The 17,127-nt window shown below is 59.2% G+C and carries 16 protein-coding genes; 8 read left to right on the top strand and 8 right to left on the bottom strand.

Features of this window, described 5'->3' with window-relative positions:
* Nucleotides 1-65 precede the first annotated feature (65 nt).
* Entirely contained in the window at nt 66-752 is a 687-nt protein-coding gene (locus DI396_RS09600; RefSeq protein WP_110795985.1) for a response regulator transcription factor, read from the bottom strand.
* Nucleotides 753-930: 178 nt separating this feature from the next.
* Between DI396_RS09600 and ribA the strand changes: the two genes are divergently transcribed.
* Complete coding sequence (gene ribA, locus DI396_RS09595; protein ID WP_110795984.1) at nt 931-2,022, top strand: GTP cyclohydrolase II; 1,092 nt, start codon at nt 931-933, stop codon at nt 2,020-2,022.
* On the top strand, nt 2,019-2,531 hold the full coding sequence (locus tag DI396_RS09590; RefSeq protein ID WP_235851806.1) for a L,D-transpeptidase family protein: 513 nt from the start codon (nt 2,019-2,021) through the stop codon (nt 2,529-2,531). The genes ribA and DI396_RS09590 overlap by 4 nt, the downstream gene beginning before the upstream one ends.
* Here DI396_RS09590 and DI396_RS09585 read toward each other — a convergent pair.
* Nucleotides 2,528-3,190 carry a YggS family pyridoxal phosphate-dependent enzyme gene (locus DI396_RS09585; protein WP_110796055.1) on the bottom strand — a complete coding sequence of 221 codons (663 nt, stop codon included), beginning with the start codon at nt 3,188-3,190 and terminating at the stop codon, nt 2,528-2,530. The two genes, DI396_RS09590 and DI396_RS09585, sit on opposite strands and share 4 nt — an antisense overlap.
* 116 nt (nt 3,191-3,306) lie before the next feature.
* Nucleotides 3,307-4,176 carry a porin gene (locus DI396_RS09580; RefSeq protein ID WP_110795983.1) on the bottom strand — a complete coding sequence of 290 codons (870 nt, stop codon included), beginning with the start codon at nt 4,174-4,176 and terminating at the stop codon, nt 3,307-3,309.
* A 331-nt stretch (nt 4,177-4,507) separates the two neighbouring features.
* Here DI396_RS09580 and DI396_RS09575 point away from each other — a divergent pair, with 331 nt between their 5' ends.
* Nucleotides 4,508-5,008 (top strand): DUF3576 domain-containing protein, encoded by a 501-nt coding sequence (locus DI396_RS09575; RefSeq protein WP_162617196.1) that lies wholly within the window; start codon nt 4,508-4,510, stop codon nt 5,006-5,008.
* Nucleotides 5,009-5,118: 110 nt separating this feature from the next.
* On the opposite strand, the gene DI396_RS09570 is transcribed toward DI396_RS09575, so the two are convergent.
* The gene (locus tag DI396_RS09570; protein ID WP_110795982.1) at nt 5,119-6,378 is read right to left on the bottom strand and encodes a glycosyltransferase; all 1,260 of its coding nucleotides are present in this window, start codon (nt 6,376-6,378) and stop codon (nt 5,119-5,121) included.
* Nucleotides 6,379-6,525: 147 nt separating this feature from the next.
* Here DI396_RS09570 and leuS point away from each other — a divergent pair, with 147 nt between their 5' ends.
* The 4 genes from leuS (at nt 6,526) to DI396_RS09550 (ending at nt 11,309) form a co-directional block, all read left to right on the top strand.
* Entirely contained in the window at nt 6,526-9,084 is a 2,559-nt protein-coding gene (gene leuS, locus DI396_RS09565; RefSeq protein WP_110795981.1) for a leucine--tRNA ligase, read from the top strand.
* On the top strand, nt 9,071-9,586 hold the full coding sequence (locus tag DI396_RS09560) for a hypothetical protein (protein ID WP_110795980.1): 516 nt from the start codon (nt 9,071-9,073) through the stop codon (nt 9,584-9,586). The genes leuS and DI396_RS09560 overlap by 14 nt, the downstream gene beginning before the upstream one ends.
* Complete coding sequence (holA, locus tag DI396_RS09555; RefSeq protein ID WP_110795979.1) at nt 9,583-10,608, top strand: DNA polymerase III subunit delta; 1,026 nt, start codon at nt 9,583-9,585, stop codon at nt 10,606-10,608. The genes DI396_RS09560 and holA overlap by 4 nt, the downstream gene beginning before the upstream one ends.
* 107 nt (nt 10,609-10,715) lie before the next feature.
* Entirely contained in the window at nt 10,716-11,309 is a 594-nt protein-coding gene (locus DI396_RS09550) for a glutathione S-transferase family protein (RefSeq protein WP_110795978.1), read from the top strand.
* Between the two features lie 23 nt (nt 11,310-11,332).
* Here DI396_RS09550 and DI396_RS09545 read toward each other — a convergent pair whose 3' ends face one another.
* The 4 genes from DI396_RS09545 to DI396_RS09530 all read right to left on the bottom strand — a co-directional run bounded on the left by DI396_RS09545 (nt 11,333) and on the right by DI396_RS09530 (nt 15,344).
* On the bottom strand, nt 11,333-12,514 hold the full coding sequence (locus tag DI396_RS09545) for a TIGR03862 family flavoprotein (protein ID WP_110795977.1): 1,182 nt from the start codon (nt 12,512-12,514) through the stop codon (nt 11,333-11,335).
* Nucleotides 12,511-13,848, bottom strand: a complete 1,338-nt coding sequence (locus tag DI396_RS09540) for a mechanosensitive ion channel family protein (RefSeq protein ID WP_110795976.1) — start codon at nt 13,846-13,848, stop codon at nt 12,511-12,513. The genes DI396_RS09545 and DI396_RS09540 overlap by 4 nt, the downstream gene beginning before the upstream one ends.
* Before the next feature lie 108 nt (nt 13,849-13,956).
* Nucleotides 13,957-14,568: an enoyl-CoA hydratase/isomerase family protein gene (locus tag DI396_RS09535; protein ID WP_110795975.1), complete on the bottom strand. Its 612-nt coding sequence runs from the start codon at nt 14,566-14,568 to the stop codon at nt 13,957-13,959.
* Entirely contained in the window at nt 14,565-15,344 is a 780-nt protein-coding gene (locus DI396_RS09530; RefSeq protein ID WP_110795974.1) for an SDR family oxidoreductase, read from the bottom strand. Before DI396_RS09530 ends, DI396_RS09535 begins: the two co-directional genes overlap by 4 nt.
* Before the next feature lie 129 nt (nt 15,345-15,473).
* On the opposite strand from DI396_RS09530, the gene DI396_RS09525 reads away from it, so the two are divergent.
* Entirely contained in the window at nt 15,474-16,991 is a 1,518-nt protein-coding gene (locus DI396_RS09525; RefSeq protein WP_110795973.1) for a DUF2125 domain-containing protein, read from the top strand.
* The last annotated feature ends 136 nt before the right edge of the window (nt 16,992-17,127 follow it).

The raw sequence follows: 17,127 nt of genomic DNA, 5'->3' as shown, positions 1-17,127 counted from the left end.
GAGATAAACCCCGCATAATCCGGTTCTGACGCGCGCCACGTGATGAAAGAAAACGCGCCGATGTTTTAAGCCACCAAACGGTAACCGCCGCTTTCCGTGACCAGCAGCCGTGCGTTTGAAGGATCGGGCTCGATTTTCTGGCGCAAGCGATAGATATGCGTCTCAAGCGTATGAGTCGTTACCCCTGCGTTATATCCCCAAACCTCATGCAGCAGCGTATCGCGCGGCACGATGCCCTCGGAAGAGCGGTAGAGGAACTTCAGAATATTCGTCTCTTTTTCGGTAAGACGGATTTTCTTCTCATCCTCGGTGATCAACATCTTCATCGAGGGTTTGAAAGTATACGGCCCCAATTGGAACACCGCGTCCTCGCTTTGCTCGTGCTGGCGCAACTGCGCGCGGATCCGGGCCAAAAGCACCGGAAATTTGAATGGTTTGGTGACGTAATCATTCGCGCCGGCATCGAGACCAAGAATGGTATCGGCGTCGCTGTCGTGGCCGGTGAGCATCACCACCGGGCTTTTGACACCCTGCTTGCGCAACAAGCGGCATAATTCGCGCCCGTCGGTATCTGGCAGGCCAACGTCAAGGATCACCAGATCGTAAATCTGTTCCTTGGCCTTTTCGAGCGCCCCGGCGCCATCGGCCGCCTCAAAGACATCGAAATCCTCGGTCATCACCAATTGCTCGCCAAGCGCCTCGCGCAGGTCGTCATCGTCATCGACCAGAAGAATTTTCTTAAGCTGTCCCATGATGGGCCTCCTTTTCACGTTATTGCGATATCATGTGAGGCGACCCAATGGCATCGGCAAGATTTGTGGCACTTCGCTCACGGCCTCGTGTAAAACCCGCCATCATTGTTTCAATACATGTCGACAAGGGTTACATGAAACATAGGATACCCGACCAGAACCACGAAAGAGCGCTACGATGAGCTTTGCCCCCGACATCACCGAAACCTTGTCTCGCGCCCGTGCAGATTTGCGTATGGGGGTGCCGGTTGTGTTGTCCGGTGCACACGGCGATGCCTTGGTTCTGGCGGCGGAAACGCTTGATGCGCAGCGGCTTGCGGATCTGCATGCTCTTGGGGGCGCGCCGGTTCTTGCGATTACGGCACGGCGGGCACAAACGCTCAAGGCCGTGGCCTATGACGGCGACACGGCGCGAATATTGATCGATGCGGGTGCAAATTTGGCATGGATTTTGGGCGTGGCCGATCCGGCAGACGATCTCAAAACCCCGATGAAGGGGCCGCTGCGGGCGGCGCGCGGCGGCGATGCGGTGCTGCACCGGATGGCGATCACATTGGCCAAAACCGCGCGGCTTTTGCCGGCGGTGGTGATGTTGGATTTGCCCGACGGCGCGACCTTTGCGGAACAAAACCATCTGACCCGCGTTGATGCGGTGCACGCCGCCCCTGTGCTCGCGGTCACCTCACATTTGAATCCGGTGGTGTCCGCGCGCTTGCCGATGGACGTCTCCGAGGCCGGGCGCTTGCATGTGTTCCGGCCCGAGGATGGCGGCGAGGAACACTACGCGATGGAAGTCGGACATCCGGCCCGCGACACACCGGCGCTGGTACGGCTACACTCGGCCTGCTTTACCGGCGACCTGATGGGATCTTTGAAATGCGATTGCGGCCCGCAGTTGCGCGGAGCAATGGCGCAAATGGGGGCAGAGGGCGCGGGCGTGTTGCTATACCTCAATCAAGAGGGACGCGGCATCGGCCTGGCCAATAAAATGCGCGCCTACTCTTTGCAGGACCAAGGCTTTGATACCGTTGAGGCGAACCACCGCCTTGGCTTTGAGGATGATGAACGCGATTTTCGTTTGGGGGCGGAAATCCTCAAGACCATGGGATTTACGGCCGTAAGGTTGCTGACCAACAACCCCGCCAAAATTGCGATGATGGAAAAGGCCGGCGTGCGCGTGACCGAGCGCGTGCCGCTTAAAGTCGGCGAAAATGCCCATAACCAAGCCTACCTTGCCACCAAGGCGGCCAAATCCGGGCATTTGCTTTGATCCCACGCCGCCTTCAACGGGCGGGTGATCTGCGGCTCAGCCGGCGCGGGCTTTGGTGCGGCGGGCGCCATTATCCATGTACGATCGGCAAAGGCGGGGTGCGCTCAGACAAGCGCGAAGGCGACGGGGCGACGCCGCGCGGGGTGCATCATATCGAGGCAATGCTTTACCGCCCCGATCGGATGGCATCGCCAGCGGTCTGGGCCACCCCCATTGGGCCGCGCGATCTATGGTCTGATGCGCCCGATGCCCCTGATTATAACAGCCTTGTGCGCGCGCCCTATGGGGCAAGCCACGAGGTCTTGCGCCGCGCCGATCCGATGTATGATCTCATTTTGGTGCTGGATTGGAATTATGGCCCCGCCGCGCCCCACTTCGGGTCGGCGATTTTCATCCACCAATGGCGGCGGCGCGGATTTGCCACCGAGGGCTGTATCGCATTGTCGCGGGCCGATTTGCGCAGCGTCGCGGCGCAGGTGGCGCCGGGCACGCGGGTGATCGTGGATTAACCTGCGGCGGGCGGCACGCGCGCGCCAAAGATCGCAGACCCGACCCGCACATGCGTCGCGCCAAGGGCAATCGCGCGTTCAAAATCGCTGCTCATCCCCATGGATAGACCGCTCAGGCCATTGCGCGCGGCAATTTTCGCCAAAAGCGCAAAATGCAAGCTGGGCTCCTCATCCACCGGCGGGATACACATCAGGCCCTGCACCGGCAGGTCCAAGCCGCGACATTCGGCGATAAAAGCATCGGCCTCGCGCGGTGCAATGCCGGCCTTTTGCGGTTCTTCGCCTGTGTTCACTTGGATGAAAACATCCGGGCAATGGCCGGTTTTTTGTGCCAGACGCGCAAGGGTGGCCGCCAATTTGGGCCGGTCAAGCGTGTGTATCGCATCAAAAAGCGCCATCGCCTGACGGGCCTTGTTGGTTTGCAACGGCCCGATGAGGTGTACCGAAACGCCGGGAAACCCTGCGCGCAGGTCGGGCCATTTGCCAGCGGCTTCCTGCACTTTATTTTCACCAAACACGCGTTGGCCTTCGGCAAGAATCCCGCGCACCCGCTCATCCGGCTGCACCTTGGACACGGCGATCAATTGCACCGATCCGGCCGCGCGTCCGGCGTTTTCCTCAGCAGTGGCAATGCGGGATTTGATATCAGCAAGGGTCATGGTGGCTCCGGTCGCGGGATCAGGCAGGGTCGTTGCAAAGAACACCAGATCGGACAAAAAGAAAAGGGCAGGTCCAAAGACCCGCCCTCTCTTAGACTGTAATTCCGTTGCGGGAATTAGAAGCCGAATGCAACACCGAACGAAGCGAACTCTTGCTCGTCGCCGAGAGCGGCTGTGTCACGTGTACCAACTTGAGCGAAAACGGTTGCGCCGCCACCCAGGTTGTAAGTCGCGCCAACAGTGTAGTTGTCTGTGTCGGCGGTTTCGTTCATCAGGTATTCTGCCCAGAGGGTCAGATCGTTGGCTTGGTACTGAACCGAGATGTCGACTTGCTCAGCATTGTCTTCCGAACCGTCCCAGTAACCGATGCGAGCACCGAAGGCACCGAACTGTGCGCCCAAAGTGATGGCTGCGAGGTCGCCCTGGTCGCCGTCTTCGTAGCCGAGGCCGATGTTAACCGACGTGCCGCCGAGGTCAGCAGTGTACGAGAAGCCGATGCCGGCTGCTTCGTCTGTGTCAGCGTAGGACAAGGACACGCGCAGTGCGTCCATGACGTAGTCCATGCGCAAGATTTCGCCGTCGTCTTTGTTGTCAACACGACCGCCCCAACCTTCGAAATCCACACCACGGATACGGTAGGCTTCGGAAGTGTTTTTGTCGATTGCGCCATCGGTGTTACCGTACTGAACGGTCACGTTGCCGGCGGACATGCCAATGATTGTGGTGGTGTCGTTGTCGCCGGTTTTGTCGGCTGCAACGCCTGTGTTTTCGAGTTGCTCGAATTCAACGATGGCGTGGAACGACAGGCCGGTGTCGGTTTCGGCTGTGCCGCGAGCATAGAGGTCGATGCGGTGCGCGATTTCGAAATCGTCTGCGCCAGCAACTTTCAGCGCGCCGAACGCGGCGTTGCCGGAGAACGATACGTCAGCGGAAGCAACACCAGCAGTCGCAACGAGTGCGGTTGTTGCAAAGAGAATCTTTTTCATGGTTTTTCCCTCGGTTTAAAAAGATGCCCCAAGCTGGGTCATCCAGTTGGGTATGCCCTTCTCTCGCTCGTTTCAGGGTGCAATTGCAAGCATCACAAAAACCCGACATGCCCGTCCGGAAAAATTGGTGCAGCTTTGCCACAGTGCCGTCAGGCCGGGACACGCCGCCGGCGCGAATAGACGGACGCCGCCCTATACACTATGAATAGTGCGTCATAAGGTGGGATGCGCGCGACTGCGCAACTAATTCCTTGCCTCCCCATCAAGGCTTGGGTAGGACAAAAAGAGCCTGACGTCCGGCCCTTTCGGATGCGGCATGCAGGAACAGGACATGACCAAGACATATATTATGATGCGCGCGGCGGTTACTCTTTCGATGGCTTTGGCCCTGTCTGCCTGTGGCGGATCCGGTGGCAGCGGCAAGAATTTGCTGCGCATTGGCGAGGGCACATCCGAAGTGGAGCTTCCCGAAGAATACCCGCAACAGGGGCGCACCACGATTTGGGATGCTTTCCGCAAGAAAAACCTCGGCACCGAAGTTTCGGTAAACCGGTATCTTTGGAACGCCTCGCTTGAGACATTGAACTTCCTGCCGATTGAATCGGTTGATCCGTTCACTGGCGTGATTGTCACCGGATACGGCACACCGCCCGGCGGCGGACGCGCGTATCGCGCCACGATCTATATCAAAGACCCGTCCTTGGATGCGCGATCTTTGAATGTGGCGCTGCAAACCCGCAGCGGGCCGGTGGCGGCCGGAACCCAGCGTGCGGTCGAAGATGCGATCCTGGCCCGCGCCAGACAATTGCGGATTGCCGACGGCAAGCTGTAAAGCCCTTCCCGAATTCACAGATGACAAACGCGCGCAGGGAGACCTGCGCGCGTTTTTGTGTTTGGAATAGTGGCCTCACCTAGGCGCGCGAACCCGGCAGCCCAGCGCGACTATTCCGGGATCGGCCGCGGTGTTTTTGCAGCCAGATCAGCCACCCATTGCATCTGCTGCGGCAGGCAAATGCGTTTTAGATCATAGTTCTGTGTGATGTGTGCCCGCGCCGCTTTGCCCAATCGCGCCCGCGATGCATCATCATCAAGCAACTCGCACACTTCGCGCACCATGGCCGCAGGATCAAAGAAATCCACCAACCGCCCCGTTACGTCGTGTTCGATCGCTTCGAGAACCGGATCGGTCGAAGAGGCCACAATCGCACCCTCGGCGCTCATAGCCTCGAACAAGGACCAGCTGAGCACAAAGGGATAGGTCAAATAGACATGCACCCGCGCGACTTGCAGCAGGGCAATGAATTTATCATAGGGAATGCGCCCCAAGAAATGCACCCGCGCCCAATCGGCGTCGGGGATTTGATCGCGCACTTCGTCGATGAAGATCTGCTTCCAGGTCTTTCCTTTGGCCGGACGCGCGCCATAGCTGACGTCATCGCCGCCGACGATCAAAACCTGCGCGTTGGGGCGCTGTTTCAGCAAATCAGGCAGCGCCCGCATGAAGATGTGATAGCCGCGATAGGGCTCCAGATTGCGATTGACGAAAGTGATCACCTCGTCATCACGGCTCAACGTTGGACCACCTTCAACCTCGAACACCACATCGGGCTTGGCGACCACATGGTCGGTGTCAATGCCATCATGAATGACGCTAATCTCGTTGCGATAGCTTGGCGGAAAAGTGTCCGCTTGGAATTTTGTCGGGCTGACCCCCGCATCCGCGATCTGAAAATGCATAAGGTTATTAAGGTTTTTCAACCGGATACGCAAGGGTTCGGCGCCCCCTTCGCGGCTGGGAAATTCGGGATCGAAGTTCACATGCGGATAGCCCCCCTCATGGTACAATTCACAATACAGCCCGATGCGCGCCTCCGGCCAGACATCGCGCAGAAACAGCGACTCGCCCCACCCGGGATGAGCAATGATCACCTCGGGGTTAAAACCGGCCTTCTTGAGCGCCATCGCCCCGTGATAACACGCCTCGCCGCGGGTGACCTTGGTATCCATATCCACCAGCCACGGGTGCACATTTTGCCCCGATTTGCGTTTGATGTCATAGGGCAGGATGCGCACACCCTTCCATGTCAGGGGTTCCTTGACGCGCAGGGTCAGCGCCACAACACGGTGGCCCTCATTGGCCAAAGCCGGCGCAAGGTTTTTAAATTGCCCAGGAAAATTCTGGTGGATGAAAAGAATATTCATACTGCTCTGCCAATTGTTTTTCCGGACTATAGCCCCATGTGCCCCGCCGCGTAAAAGCGGTTTTTCGCGCCAAAGCCCTAGACCCGCAGGGCGCGCGGCCCTATCACCGCTTGCAACAGATTTTCTACAGACAGGTTGAACACTCTCATGTCGCGATATTCCGCCGCCGAGATCGAAGCGAAATGGCAACAGGCTTGGGACAAAGCCGATATTTTCCGCGCAGTGCGCAGCGCGGACAAGCCGAAATATTACGTGTTGGAAATGTTCCCCTATCCGTCGGGGCGCATCCACATGGGCCATGTGCGCAATTACACCATGGGCGACGTGATCGCGCGCTACAAAATATCGACGGGGCATAATGTCTTGCATCCGATGGGCTGGGACGCCTTTGGCATGCCTGCCGAAAACGCCGCAATGGCGTCGGGTGGCCACCCCAAAGAATGGACCTATTCCAACATCGCCGACATGCGCACGCAGATGAAACCGCTTGGCCTGTCGATTGATTGGAGCCGCGAGTTTGCCACCTGCGATCCGGAATATTACGGCCAACAACAATCCATGTTCATCGATATGCTCGATAAGGGACTGATCTATCGCAAGAACGCAGTGGTGAATTGGGATCCGGTTGATATGACCGTTCTGGCCAATGAACAGGTCGAAGGCGGGCGTGGATGGCGGTCAGGCGCATTGGTCGAACGGCGCGAATTGACGCAATGGTTCTTCAAAATCTCCGATTACTCCGAAGAACTGCTTGCCGATCTGGACGGGTTGGATGATTGGCCCGCCAAGGTCAAATTGATGCAAGCCAATTGGATCGGCAAATCGCGCGGGCTGCAATTTTCATTCTCGATGGTGGATGAAATCGCCGGTCACGACCGCGTCGAAGTCTACACCACCCGTCCCGATACGTTGATGGGCGCCAGCTTTGTCGGCATCTCGCCAGATCACCCGCTCGCAAAACAGCTTGAAGCAGACAATCCCGAGATCGCGGAATTCTGCGCCGAATGCCGCCGTGGCGGCACCACAGAAGAGGCGATCGAGACCGGCGAAAAGCTTGGCTTTGATACCGGCCTCACGGTGCGCCACCCGTTCGATACATCATGGGAATTGCCGGTCTATATCGCCAACTTCATCTTGATGGATTACGGCACCGGCGCGATCTTCGGGTGCCCCGCCCATGATCAACGCGATTTTGATTTCGCCACAAAATACGGCCTGCCAATCCCTGCCGTGTTTGCACCGGAAGGCGCGGATGATGCGCCATTATCCGAAGCTTTCGTGCCGATGAAATCCGAAAAGGTTCAATATCTGCGTGGCTTTGCCGGAGACACGGTGCAAACCGGCGACGCGGGTGTCGACAGCGCAATCGCATTTTGCGAATCCAATGGCGTCGGTCAGGGCGTGACCAAATTCCGTCTGCGCGATTGGGGTCTGTCGCGCCAACGCTATTGGGGTTGCCCCATTCCGGTCGTGCATTGCGACACCTGCGGCGTGGTGCCGGAGGCCAAGGAAAACCTGCCGATTGTCCTGCCCGATGATGTGACGTTCGACGTGCCGGGCAATCCGCTTGACCGGCACCCGACATGGCGCAATTGCACCTGCCCCAAATGCGGCGCGGCGGCCACCCGCGAGACCGACACGATGGACACTTTTGTCGATAGTTCGTGGTATTTCGCGCGTTTCACTTCGCCCCATGCCACCACACCGACCGATTTGGCCGAGGCCGAATATTGGATGAACGTCGATCAATATATCGGCGGGATCGAGCACGCGATTTTGCACCTGCTCTACTCGCGCTTTTTTGCCCGCGCGATGAACATCACCGGCCATCTGCCGGAAAAATCCAAAGAGCCGTTCAACGCGCTTTTCACCCAAGGCATGGTGACCCACGCGATCTACCAAAAGCAGGGCGCGAATGGCCGACCGGTCTATTTCTACCCCGAACAGGTCGAACAGCGCGACGGCAAAACCGTGTTGAAAGAGGACGGCTCCGAGGTCGACGTCATTCCTTCGGCCAAAATGTCGAAATCCAAAAACAACGTGGTCGATCCCAATGCCATCGTCTCGCAATATGGCGCCGATACCGCGCGGTGGTTTGTTCTGTCCGACAGCCCGCCCGAACGCGACGTGGAATGGACCGCATCGGGGGCCGAAGCCGCCTTCAAACACCTCAGCCGCGTTCACCGCATCTGCGCCGAAATCGCGAGTGACGACAGTCCCGCGAATGGCGCGGATGACGCATTGCTGCGCGAAATGCACAAGGCCATACATGACGTGACCGGCGGCGTAGAAAGCTTTGGTTTCAACGCCTCGATCGCGCGGCTTTATGCCTTTACCAACGCATTGGCGAAATCCAAAGCCGGCGGAGAGGCCAAGCGCACGGCGGCGAAAGCTCTGGCGCAATTGATGTCACCGATGACGCCGCATCTGGCCGAGGAGATTTGGGCGCTTTTGGGCGGGACGGGGCTTGTTGCCTCTGCGCCGTGGCCCGTGGCGGAAGAGGCCATGCTCAAAGATGACGAGGTCGTCTTGCCGATCCAGATCAATGGCAAACGCCGCGCGGAAATCAGCGTGCCGGCAGATATGGACAAGGCAGAGGTTGAAAAAATCGCACTGGCGCAGGATGCTGTGCAAAAGGCGCTGGACGGGGCCCAGCCCAAAAAAATTATCGTCGTCCCCGGGCGGATTGTGAATGTGGTCATCTAACCGGCGCGGCGCGTTGCGCCTTTTGTCTCTGGGCGGGCTCGCGACTTTGGCGGCCTGCGGCTTTACGCCGTCTTACGGCCCTCAGGGCGGCGCGTCCTTATTGCAAGACCGCCTGCGGGTCGATGATCCGCTGGACCGCGACGCCTATTTGATGACGCAGCAAATCGAAAGCAAACTGGGCCGCGGTGCGGTGGCGGATTACGGATTGTCGATCGCCATCACCACCGGCGAGACCCGCAAGGCGGTGCGCGCCGATAACATCACCTTGCGCTTTAACATCACTGGCAAAGCCACCTATGCGTTGCGCGATCTGGCCACCGGCGCCGTGGTGAACACCGGCACAGTGCAAAACTTCACCGGCTATTCCGCCACCAGCACCACGGTGGCCACCATGGCCGCCAGCCGCGATGCGCGCGAACGGTTGATGGTGATTCTGGCGGATATGATCACCGCTAAACTGATCGCCGCCGCGCCGTCTTTTGCCGCGCCGAGGTCGCAATGAAGCTCAGCCCCCGCGATGCGGCCGGATATTTTGCAAAACCGGACGGGCGCAAAACCGGTCTGCTGATTTTTGGCGCGGATACCATGCGCGTGGCGCTGCGCCGCCAAGAGGTGATTGCCGCATTGATTGGCCCGCAAGGCGAGGAAGAAATGCGGCTGACGCGGATACCGGCGAGTGAATTGCGCAAAGATCCCGCGCAGCTCAATGATGCAATCAAGGCCCAGAGCTTTTTCCCAGGTCCACGCGTGGCTTTTGTCGAGGATGCGACCGAAGCTTTGGCGGCGAAAATCCTCTCTGCGCTGGACGATTGGCAAGAAGGGGACGCGCAGGTGGTGATCACCGCAGGCGCGTTGAAAGCCAACTCAAAGCTGCGCAAGTTTTTTGAAAGCCATCCCAACGCCTATGCCGCCGCGATCTATGATGAGCCGCCCGGCCGCGCCGAAATCGAAGCCATCATCGCCAAATCCGGCCTGCCGCAACCCTCTGGCGAGGTGATGAATGATCTGACCGCCTTGGCACGCACGATTGATCCGGGTGATTTTCGCCAAACGATGGAAAAGCTGGCGCTTTATAAAATCGGTGATGACGCCCCGCTTTGCGCCGCCGATATCCTCGCCTGCGCCCCCGTTTCGACCGAGGCGGCGTTGGATGATGTGCTCAATATCGTGGCCGAAGGCAAAGCCGCCGAAATCGGCCCGATCATGAGCCGTCTAAAAAGTCAGGGCGTGCAGCCCGTCGCGCTTTGCATCATGGCGATGCGGCATTTTCGGATGCTCTACACGGCGGCAAGCGATCCGCAAGGCGCGTCAAGCGGGGTCGCAAAATTGCGCCCGCCGGTCTTTGGCCCGCGCCGCGACCGGATGATCCGCCAAGCTCAGGGATGGCGTGTGCAACGCCTTGAAGATGCATTGCAAACTCTCACCGACACCGATCTGGCGCTGCGCTCTGCGGGGCAACATGCACCGGCCATGGCCTTGGTGGAACGGATGATGATCCGGTTGGCAATGATGTCCAAACGCTGACGACCGATGACATTGTCGCATTGACCTTACGTCGCCAGCGACATGAGGGGTGGATTTCGCCGCATGGCTCGGGTCTGTTCGGCGCGAGACAATAAGGAAGGATGCTCATGTATACAGTCATCGGAATGGCCGGCTCTCGCGGCCTGCGCGTGTTGTGGATGCTCGAAGAATTGGGGCAGGACTATACGCATATCAATGAAGGCCCGCATGGGGAAACCGTGCGCAAGCACAGCATTCTGGGCAAAATTCCGGTGTTTTTGGATGGCGATGACGCGATCCGTGACAGCATGGCAATCGTGACCTATCTGGCGGATAAGCACGGGGCACTGACCGCCCCTGCCGGAACCATCGCACGGGCCAAACAGGATTCGGTCACCCATATGATTCTGGACGATCTGGAAGGCATTCTATGGGCCGCCGCGCGGCACGCCTTCGTCCTGCCCGAAGCCGAGCGCGTGCCGGAGCTTCGCCCGACCCTGCGGGCCGAATTTGCCCGCAACATCGCCAAATTCGCCACGATCTTCGCTGAAAACGGCGGGGAGTTTGTAATGGGTGACGAAATGACGATCACGGATATTCTGGCGACCCATTGCCTCAATTGGGCCGAGAATGCCAAATTCGCTGTCGAGGACGAAACCCTTCTGGCTTACAAGAGCCGGATGCAGGACCGCGATGCGTTCAAACGCGCGGCGGCAAAGTAATCACCGCGCAACAATACAGGGGGTCAGCGTCCGGCATATTGCGCCGCGTGCTGACCCGCCCAAAGCCCCGTGGCCATGCTTGCCGTCAGCAAATACCCCCCTGTGGGCGCTTCCCAATCCAACATTTCCCCGGCGGCGAACACGCCTACGCGCGCGCGCAGCATCAAGTTTTCGTCCAGTCCCTCAAAAGCAATGCCGCCTGCGGTCGAGATCGCCTCATCCATCGGGCGCGGCCCTTGGTGGCGGATCGGAAGCGACTTGATCAAGGGCGCGAGGTCATCGGGCAAAGCGCCATCTGCACGGCCAAACTCCATCAACAAGGCCTGCTTCACAGGAGACCATTTAAGGGTTTTGCGCAGGTGGCTGCCCATACTGGATTTACCACGCGGACGGGCGAGGCGCGCACGAATATCGGCTTCGGATAAATCCGGCAACAAATCCAACGTCAGCGGCGCGCCATCACGCATGGCGCCGGCGACCGCATAAATGCCGCCGCCCTCAATTCCGCGCTGTGACAAAACACATTCGCCGCGCGAACGGACCGCGCCGGCGCGCAATGCCACGCCTTTCACGGGCGCCCCCAAATGCGCGCGCATATGCGGCGACCAATCAATAACAAATCCCATATTGGCGGGCCGGAACGGGGCAATGGGCACATCGCCCATCCACGCCGCCCATGCCCCATCCGATCCGAGCCGCGCCCAGCTTGCGCCGCCACAGGCCAAAACAGTGACGTCGGGTGCCTCGCGCACCGCGCCCTCGGGCGTCTCGAACAGACAGGCATCACCGTCCCATCCGCTCCACCGCCAGCGGGTGCGCACCGCCACGCCCATCTCCGCCAAGCGCCCCGCCCAGGCGCGCAGCAAGGGCGAGGCTTTCATCGCGCGCGGAAACACGCGACCGGAGGTGCCGGTAAAAATCTCTTGTCCCAACCCTTCGGCAAAAGCCGCCGCCTCGCGCGGCCCAAAGGCGCGCAACATCGGCGCAAGGGCGTCCGCCGCATCGCCGTAGGCGGCGATGAAATCGTCCAAAGATTCGTCTTTGGTCAGGTTGAGGCCGGATTTACCCGCCATCAAAAATTTGCGCCCGATCGACGGCTTGGCCTCTGCCACCGTCACGGCGACGCCGGCGCGCGCCAAGCTTTCGGCGGCCATCAATCCCGCCGGTCCCGCGCCGATCACCAATGCCTGTGGTGCGTTGCTCACACCGGACCGGCCTTGGGATCTGCGGTCGGCAGACCGTTTTTGAATTCCACAACGCGGTGCGGATAGGGGATTTCGATACCGGCATCTTTGAGCGCATTCCAGATCAGGAACAGCACATCGGACGAGTATTTATTCGGCCCGTCATCCAATCCATTGACCCAAAATTCGACGGCAAAATCTATGCCGCTATCGCCAAAGCCACGCAATTCGCAATCGGGCGGATAAGGCGCGTCAAGCACATCAGGGTGGGTGGCGACGGCCTTTTCGATGATCGCGGGTACAAGATTGATATCAGTGTCATAGCTGACGGAAAATGGCGCTTCATAGCGATTGGCCGACCCGCTGTCAGAGTAATTCACCACGCGCGTGGTGATGAAATCTTCGTTCGGAACCACGACCCAGCGACCATCGAAGGTTTCCAAAACTGCGGCACGGGCCGTCATTTTAACGATCGTCCCTGCCTCGCCGCCGTCCAACTCGACAAAATCGCCAACAGTCGCTTGGCCTTCGAGCAACAAGATCACGCCGGAGATGAAATTCGATGCGATCTTTTGCAACCCGAACCCCAACCCGACACCAATCGCACCACCCAAAACCGCCAGCGAGGTCAAGGAAATGCCCATGATGTTCATCAACAACAAGAAGGCGATGCCGAAAATCAGGATCTCGGCCGTCTTGATCGCCAAGGTGCGCGTGGCGGGGCGCATTTCTTCATTCTTGCCAATATAGGCGGCGGATTGGTCGTTCGACCAGCGTCCGAACCAAAACAACAGCGATCCGGCGATGACGCCCCGCACCAAGGACATCACCGAAAAGGAAATATTGCCAATGTTGATCATCGTGGCTGACAATTTGGCGATGGCCGGATCAAGCAGCCCCAGCGTATAAATCGCCATCACCGGGATCAGGATATATTTGCCCAGCATTTTCAAGAACGGCTCGGTGATGATCTCGCGCACCAGAATGCGCGCGGCGAGGAACAAAAACAGCCGCTTGCCAAAGGCAATCACCGCGCCAGAGCCGAAAAGCGAGCGGGTCACGCTTTCCCCGATGCCGGTGAGGACATAGGCAATAAGCGGCAAGAGCAGCGGCACAAAGAGCAAACCGAAGCGGCGCAACTTTGCAAGGATATGCGCGCTGTCTGCGGACGGCGTCAAAAGGCGCATGGCGACGGGTCGCAGGCGGCGGGTGATCACAAGCGCCGCCAGATAAGCCAGAACCAACAGGCCGAATTGCGACCATGCGGCGGGGCTGACCAACCATGTCAACGCCAGCTCCTTACCTTGCTCGACAAGGCCCAGCGCCTTTTGCACCCATTCAGATTGACCGTTCATCCCAAACCCACCGTTCTCACCTGTGCCATCCCCCGTTTGCCCGCGCGATAAGACCCGCGCAGGCAGAGGTATTCAAGAAAAAGCCGCCGTTGCAACGGCCCGGCACCCTCAAGATTGGCACATCGCCTTGATCCCATGCGCGATCTCGGGCCGGGCGGCAATCGTATCAGCGGCCAGAGCGCGCGCAGTTTCATGCAATACCTCACCCTCGACAATCCGGTCGATCAACCCGAAGGACAAGGCGTCTTCAGCCGTGATTTTCTGCCCGCCCATCAGGATCAACTTGGTGCGCGCCGGCCCGATCAGGGCCTTCATACGCACCACATCGGAGGGCTGCGGCAAGAAGCCGAGCTTCATCACCGGATAGAAGAATTTCGCTGTCGGCACCGCGATCCGCAAATCGCAGGCAAGGACCATGCCCGTCGCCCCGCCCGCCAAAGTGCCGTTGAGCGCGGCCACGGTGATCCCGTCAAGCGCCGCGATGGCCGAAGACAGGCGTTCCCACAACGGGCTGACCGCGAGGCCGGCTTTGGCCGCCTCCAGATCCGCACCCGCCGAGAAAACCTTGCCGCGCCCCGTCAGGATCAATGCCCGCGCCGCGCCCGCCGCTTCCGCGATCTCAACCAATTCCGTCAACATGGCTTCGGTCAGGGAATTGGCCTTGTCCGGACGGTTGATCGTTACGGTCCAAAGGCCGTCGGTTTTATCCAGTTCGATCATATCAAGCCCACCTGTTTGCGGATGCCTTCATCACGCAATGAAATTTCTTCGCCGCAAAGCCCGTCGCTCGCGGCACTGCACATCCACAACAGCGCCCGCGCGGGCCAATCGGCGGGGATGTGGTCGTCCCATTCCAATCGCCGCACGCCATTGTCGACGCGGCTGCTTTTGATGTCGCGTTGCATTTGTGTGGCCACGGTGCCGGGCGACAACCCCATAATCCGCAGGCCCGCGCCGCCATATTCCAAATGCGCCGACCGGGTGAGCATCGCCGCCCCTGCTTTAGAGGCGCAATATCCGCTCCATCCGGCAACAGGGCCATGGGCGGCGCCCGAGGACACGGTCAAAATCGTGCCGCCCCCTGCGGCGGTCATAACCGGCAACGCCGCGCGCATACCGTAAAACACACCCTTGAGGTTGATGTCGATCAGACGGCCCCATGCTGCGGGGTCGGCTTCGGCCATGGGATCAATCGGATCAATCACGCCCGCATTGCCAATAAACACATCGAGCCCGTCAAAGGCGTTGTTCGCGGTATTCACCGCCGCCTCGACCTGCGCGAAATTGGAAACGTCACAGGGGATTGCCATCGCTTTGGCGCCACCTTTGGCATTCAACTCTTCGGCCAGGACTTCTGTCGCGGCACTGCTGCGCGCAACCAGCGCCACATTGGCCCCCGCCGCGTGAAACACCCGCGCGGCCTCTGCTCCGATGCCGCGGCTGGCACCGGTGATCAATACGGATTTGCCGCCCATGTCAGATATCGGGTCTGCCATTGTCACACTCCCTGTGTCGATTTCCCCTTGTGGTAAACCGCTCATCGCGCGGGGTCCAGCCGCTTGCGCCCTTGACCCCGCGCCCATGAGGTCCGAAGTATAGAGCAACATTGTAAAAAGGGGGTCATTATGACCGGACTACGGAAACTGGGCAGCGTATCCGCCCTCGCATTTTTGATGACACCTGCGGCCACATTGGCCGATGTCACAGCCCAGCAGGTTTGGATCGACTGGCAGGAGTATATCACAAACTACGGCTATACTCTGACCGGCACCGAAAGCACCTCCGGCGACACATTGACCGTCTCCGATACCATCATGCGCATGGAGCTTCCCGAAGGCGAAGGCACCGTCGAAATGCAAGTGGGGGATATTCACCTGCGCAATTTGGGGGATGGCCGCGTGTCGGTAGACTTCGCCGAGACGATGCCGATGACGGCCAATATGACACCCAAGACTGGCGCAGCTGTGCAACTTGGGCTGAGCTATCTGCTCGACGATTTCGAAATGATCGTATCCGGCGATGCCGCGCAAATGGCATATACATATTCCGCCGATGCCGTCACCGTCCGCCTGAATCAAGTCACTGCCGACCGCGAAACGGTTAAGATCAACAAAGCCGAAGCAACGATGGCCGACCTTGAAGGCCTGTCGACGATGACGACCGGCAATATCCGCAATATGACACAACGCCTGAGCGCGCAAAGCATGGCCTATGACGTGGATATGGTGTTGCCCGAAGCCGAGGGCGGAGCGTTTAAAGTATCCGGCGGCTTGAACACGTTGACCTTCGCAGGGGAAGGGTCCTACCCAAACGCCTTCGACACGACCGATTTGTCCAAAATGCTCGCGGCAGGCTTCGCCTTTACCGGTGACTTTGCCTATGCGGACGGTCAATCAGCCGCCAAGATCACCGAAACCGGTGAGAAAACCATCGACATGACATCGCAATCCGCAACCGGCAGGTTGAGCGTCGCGATGGATGCCGACGGTCTGCGCTATGCCGGTGGCAGCACAGGTGGCAAGACCACGGCGCTTTCGTCGGATTTCCCTCTGCCGATCGAAGTTGCCTTTAACGCGTTCGATTTCGCCCTTGCCATGCCTTCGACACCCGGCGACGAGGCCCGTGATGCCGCATTGCGGGTCGGCCTGTCCGATCTGACCATGTCTGAAATGCTATGGGGTCTGTTCGACCCGACCGGCAAACTGCCTCGCGATCCGGCGACGCTTTTGGTGGATGTCAGCAGCAAGGTGAAACTCTTTGCCGATATCTTTAATCCCGAAGCCATGAAGGGCTTTACCGGCCCAGTGGGCGAACCGGAAAGCCTGACCATCAATGCGTTGCGTTTGGATGTGGCGGGGGCGGAATTGACCGGATCGGGCGATTTCACTTTTGATAAAACCGACACCTCCAGCTTTCCGGGCACGCCCGCGCCCGAAGGCTCGGTGGATTTGAAACTGACCGGTGCCAATGCTCTGATCGACAATCTGATCGAAATTGGCCTTTTGCCTGCCGACAAAGCCATGGGCGCGCGGATGATGATGGGCCTTTTCGCGGTGCCGGGCGATGGTGAGGATACGTTGAAATCGAAAATCGAAGTCAACGATCAAGGTCATGTCTTGGCCAACGGGCAGCGCCTCAAATAGGTCCTGCTGGGCGGCCCTGCCCGATCTTTACCCAAATGAAGGGCCGCGCCTGTATCTCGGGCGCGGCCTTTGCTTTGATCTGCCTTGATCACCGCCCGACCCTTGCAAGCAGGGCTTGCGCGGTCTACCTCCCTTG

Origin of the sequence: Litorivita pollutaquae, assembly GCF_003205515.1 — a bacterium.
In the GTDB taxonomy this organism is placed as follows: domain Bacteria; phylum Pseudomonadota; class Alphaproteobacteria; order Rhodobacterales; family Rhodobacteraceae; genus Litorivita; species Litorivita pollutaquae.
This window is presented reverse-complemented; position numbering and strand designations above follow the sequence as displayed.

Bases quoted from the DNA above. Each gene is read 5' to 3' on its own strand.
- DI396_RS09580 (WP_110795983.1), bottom strand. From the start codon at position 4,176: ATGAAAAAGATTCTCTTTGCAACAACCGCACTCGTTGCGACTGCTGGT.
- DI396_RS09575 (WP_162617196.1), top strand. From the start codon at position 4,508: ATGACCAAGACATATATTATGATGCGCGCGGCGGTTACTCTTTCGATG.
- DI396_RS09530 (WP_110795974.1), bottom strand. From the start codon at position 15,344: ATGGCAGACCCGATATCTGACATGGGCGGCAAATCCGTATTGATCACC.
- DI396_RS09550 (WP_110795978.1), top strand. From the start codon at position 10,716: ATGTATACAGTCATCGGAATGGCCGGCTCTCGCGGCCTGCGCGTGTTG.
- holA (WP_110795979.1), top strand. From the start codon at position 9,583: ATGAAGCTCAGCCCCCGCGATGCGGCCGGATATTTTGCAAAACCGGAC.
- leuS (WP_110795981.1), top strand. From the start codon at position 6,526: ATGTCGCGATATTCCGCCGCCGAGATCGAAGCGAAATGGCAACAGGCT.
- DI396_RS09600 (WP_110795985.1), bottom strand. From the start codon at position 752: ATGGGACAGCTTAAGAAAATTCTTCTGGTCGATGACGATGACGACCTG.
- DI396_RS09585 (WP_110796055.1), bottom strand. From the start codon at position 3,190: ATGACCCTTGCTGATATCAAATCCCGCATTGCCACTGCTGAGGAAAAC.
- DI396_RS09570 (WP_110795982.1), bottom strand. From the start codon at position 6,378: ATGAATATTCTTTTCATCCACCAGAATTTTCCTGGGCAATTTAAAAAC.
- DI396_RS09560 (WP_110795980.1), top strand. From the start codon at position 9,071: ATGTGGTCATCTAACCGGCGCGGCGCGTTGCGCCTTTTGTCTCTGGGC.
- DI396_RS09535 (WP_110795975.1), bottom strand. From the start codon at position 14,568: ATGATCGAACTGGATAAAACCGACGGCCTTTGGACCGTAACGATCAAC.
- DI396_RS09540 (WP_110795976.1), bottom strand. From the start codon at position 13,848: ATGAACGGTCAATCTGAATGGGTGCAAAAGGCGCTGGGCCTTGTCGAG.
- ribA (WP_110795984.1), top strand. From the start codon at position 931: ATGAGCTTTGCCCCCGACATCACCGAAACCTTGTCTCGCGCCCGTGCA.
- DI396_RS09525 (WP_110795973.1), top strand. From the start codon at position 15,474: ATGACCGGACTACGGAAACTGGGCAGCGTATCCGCCCTCGCATTTTTG.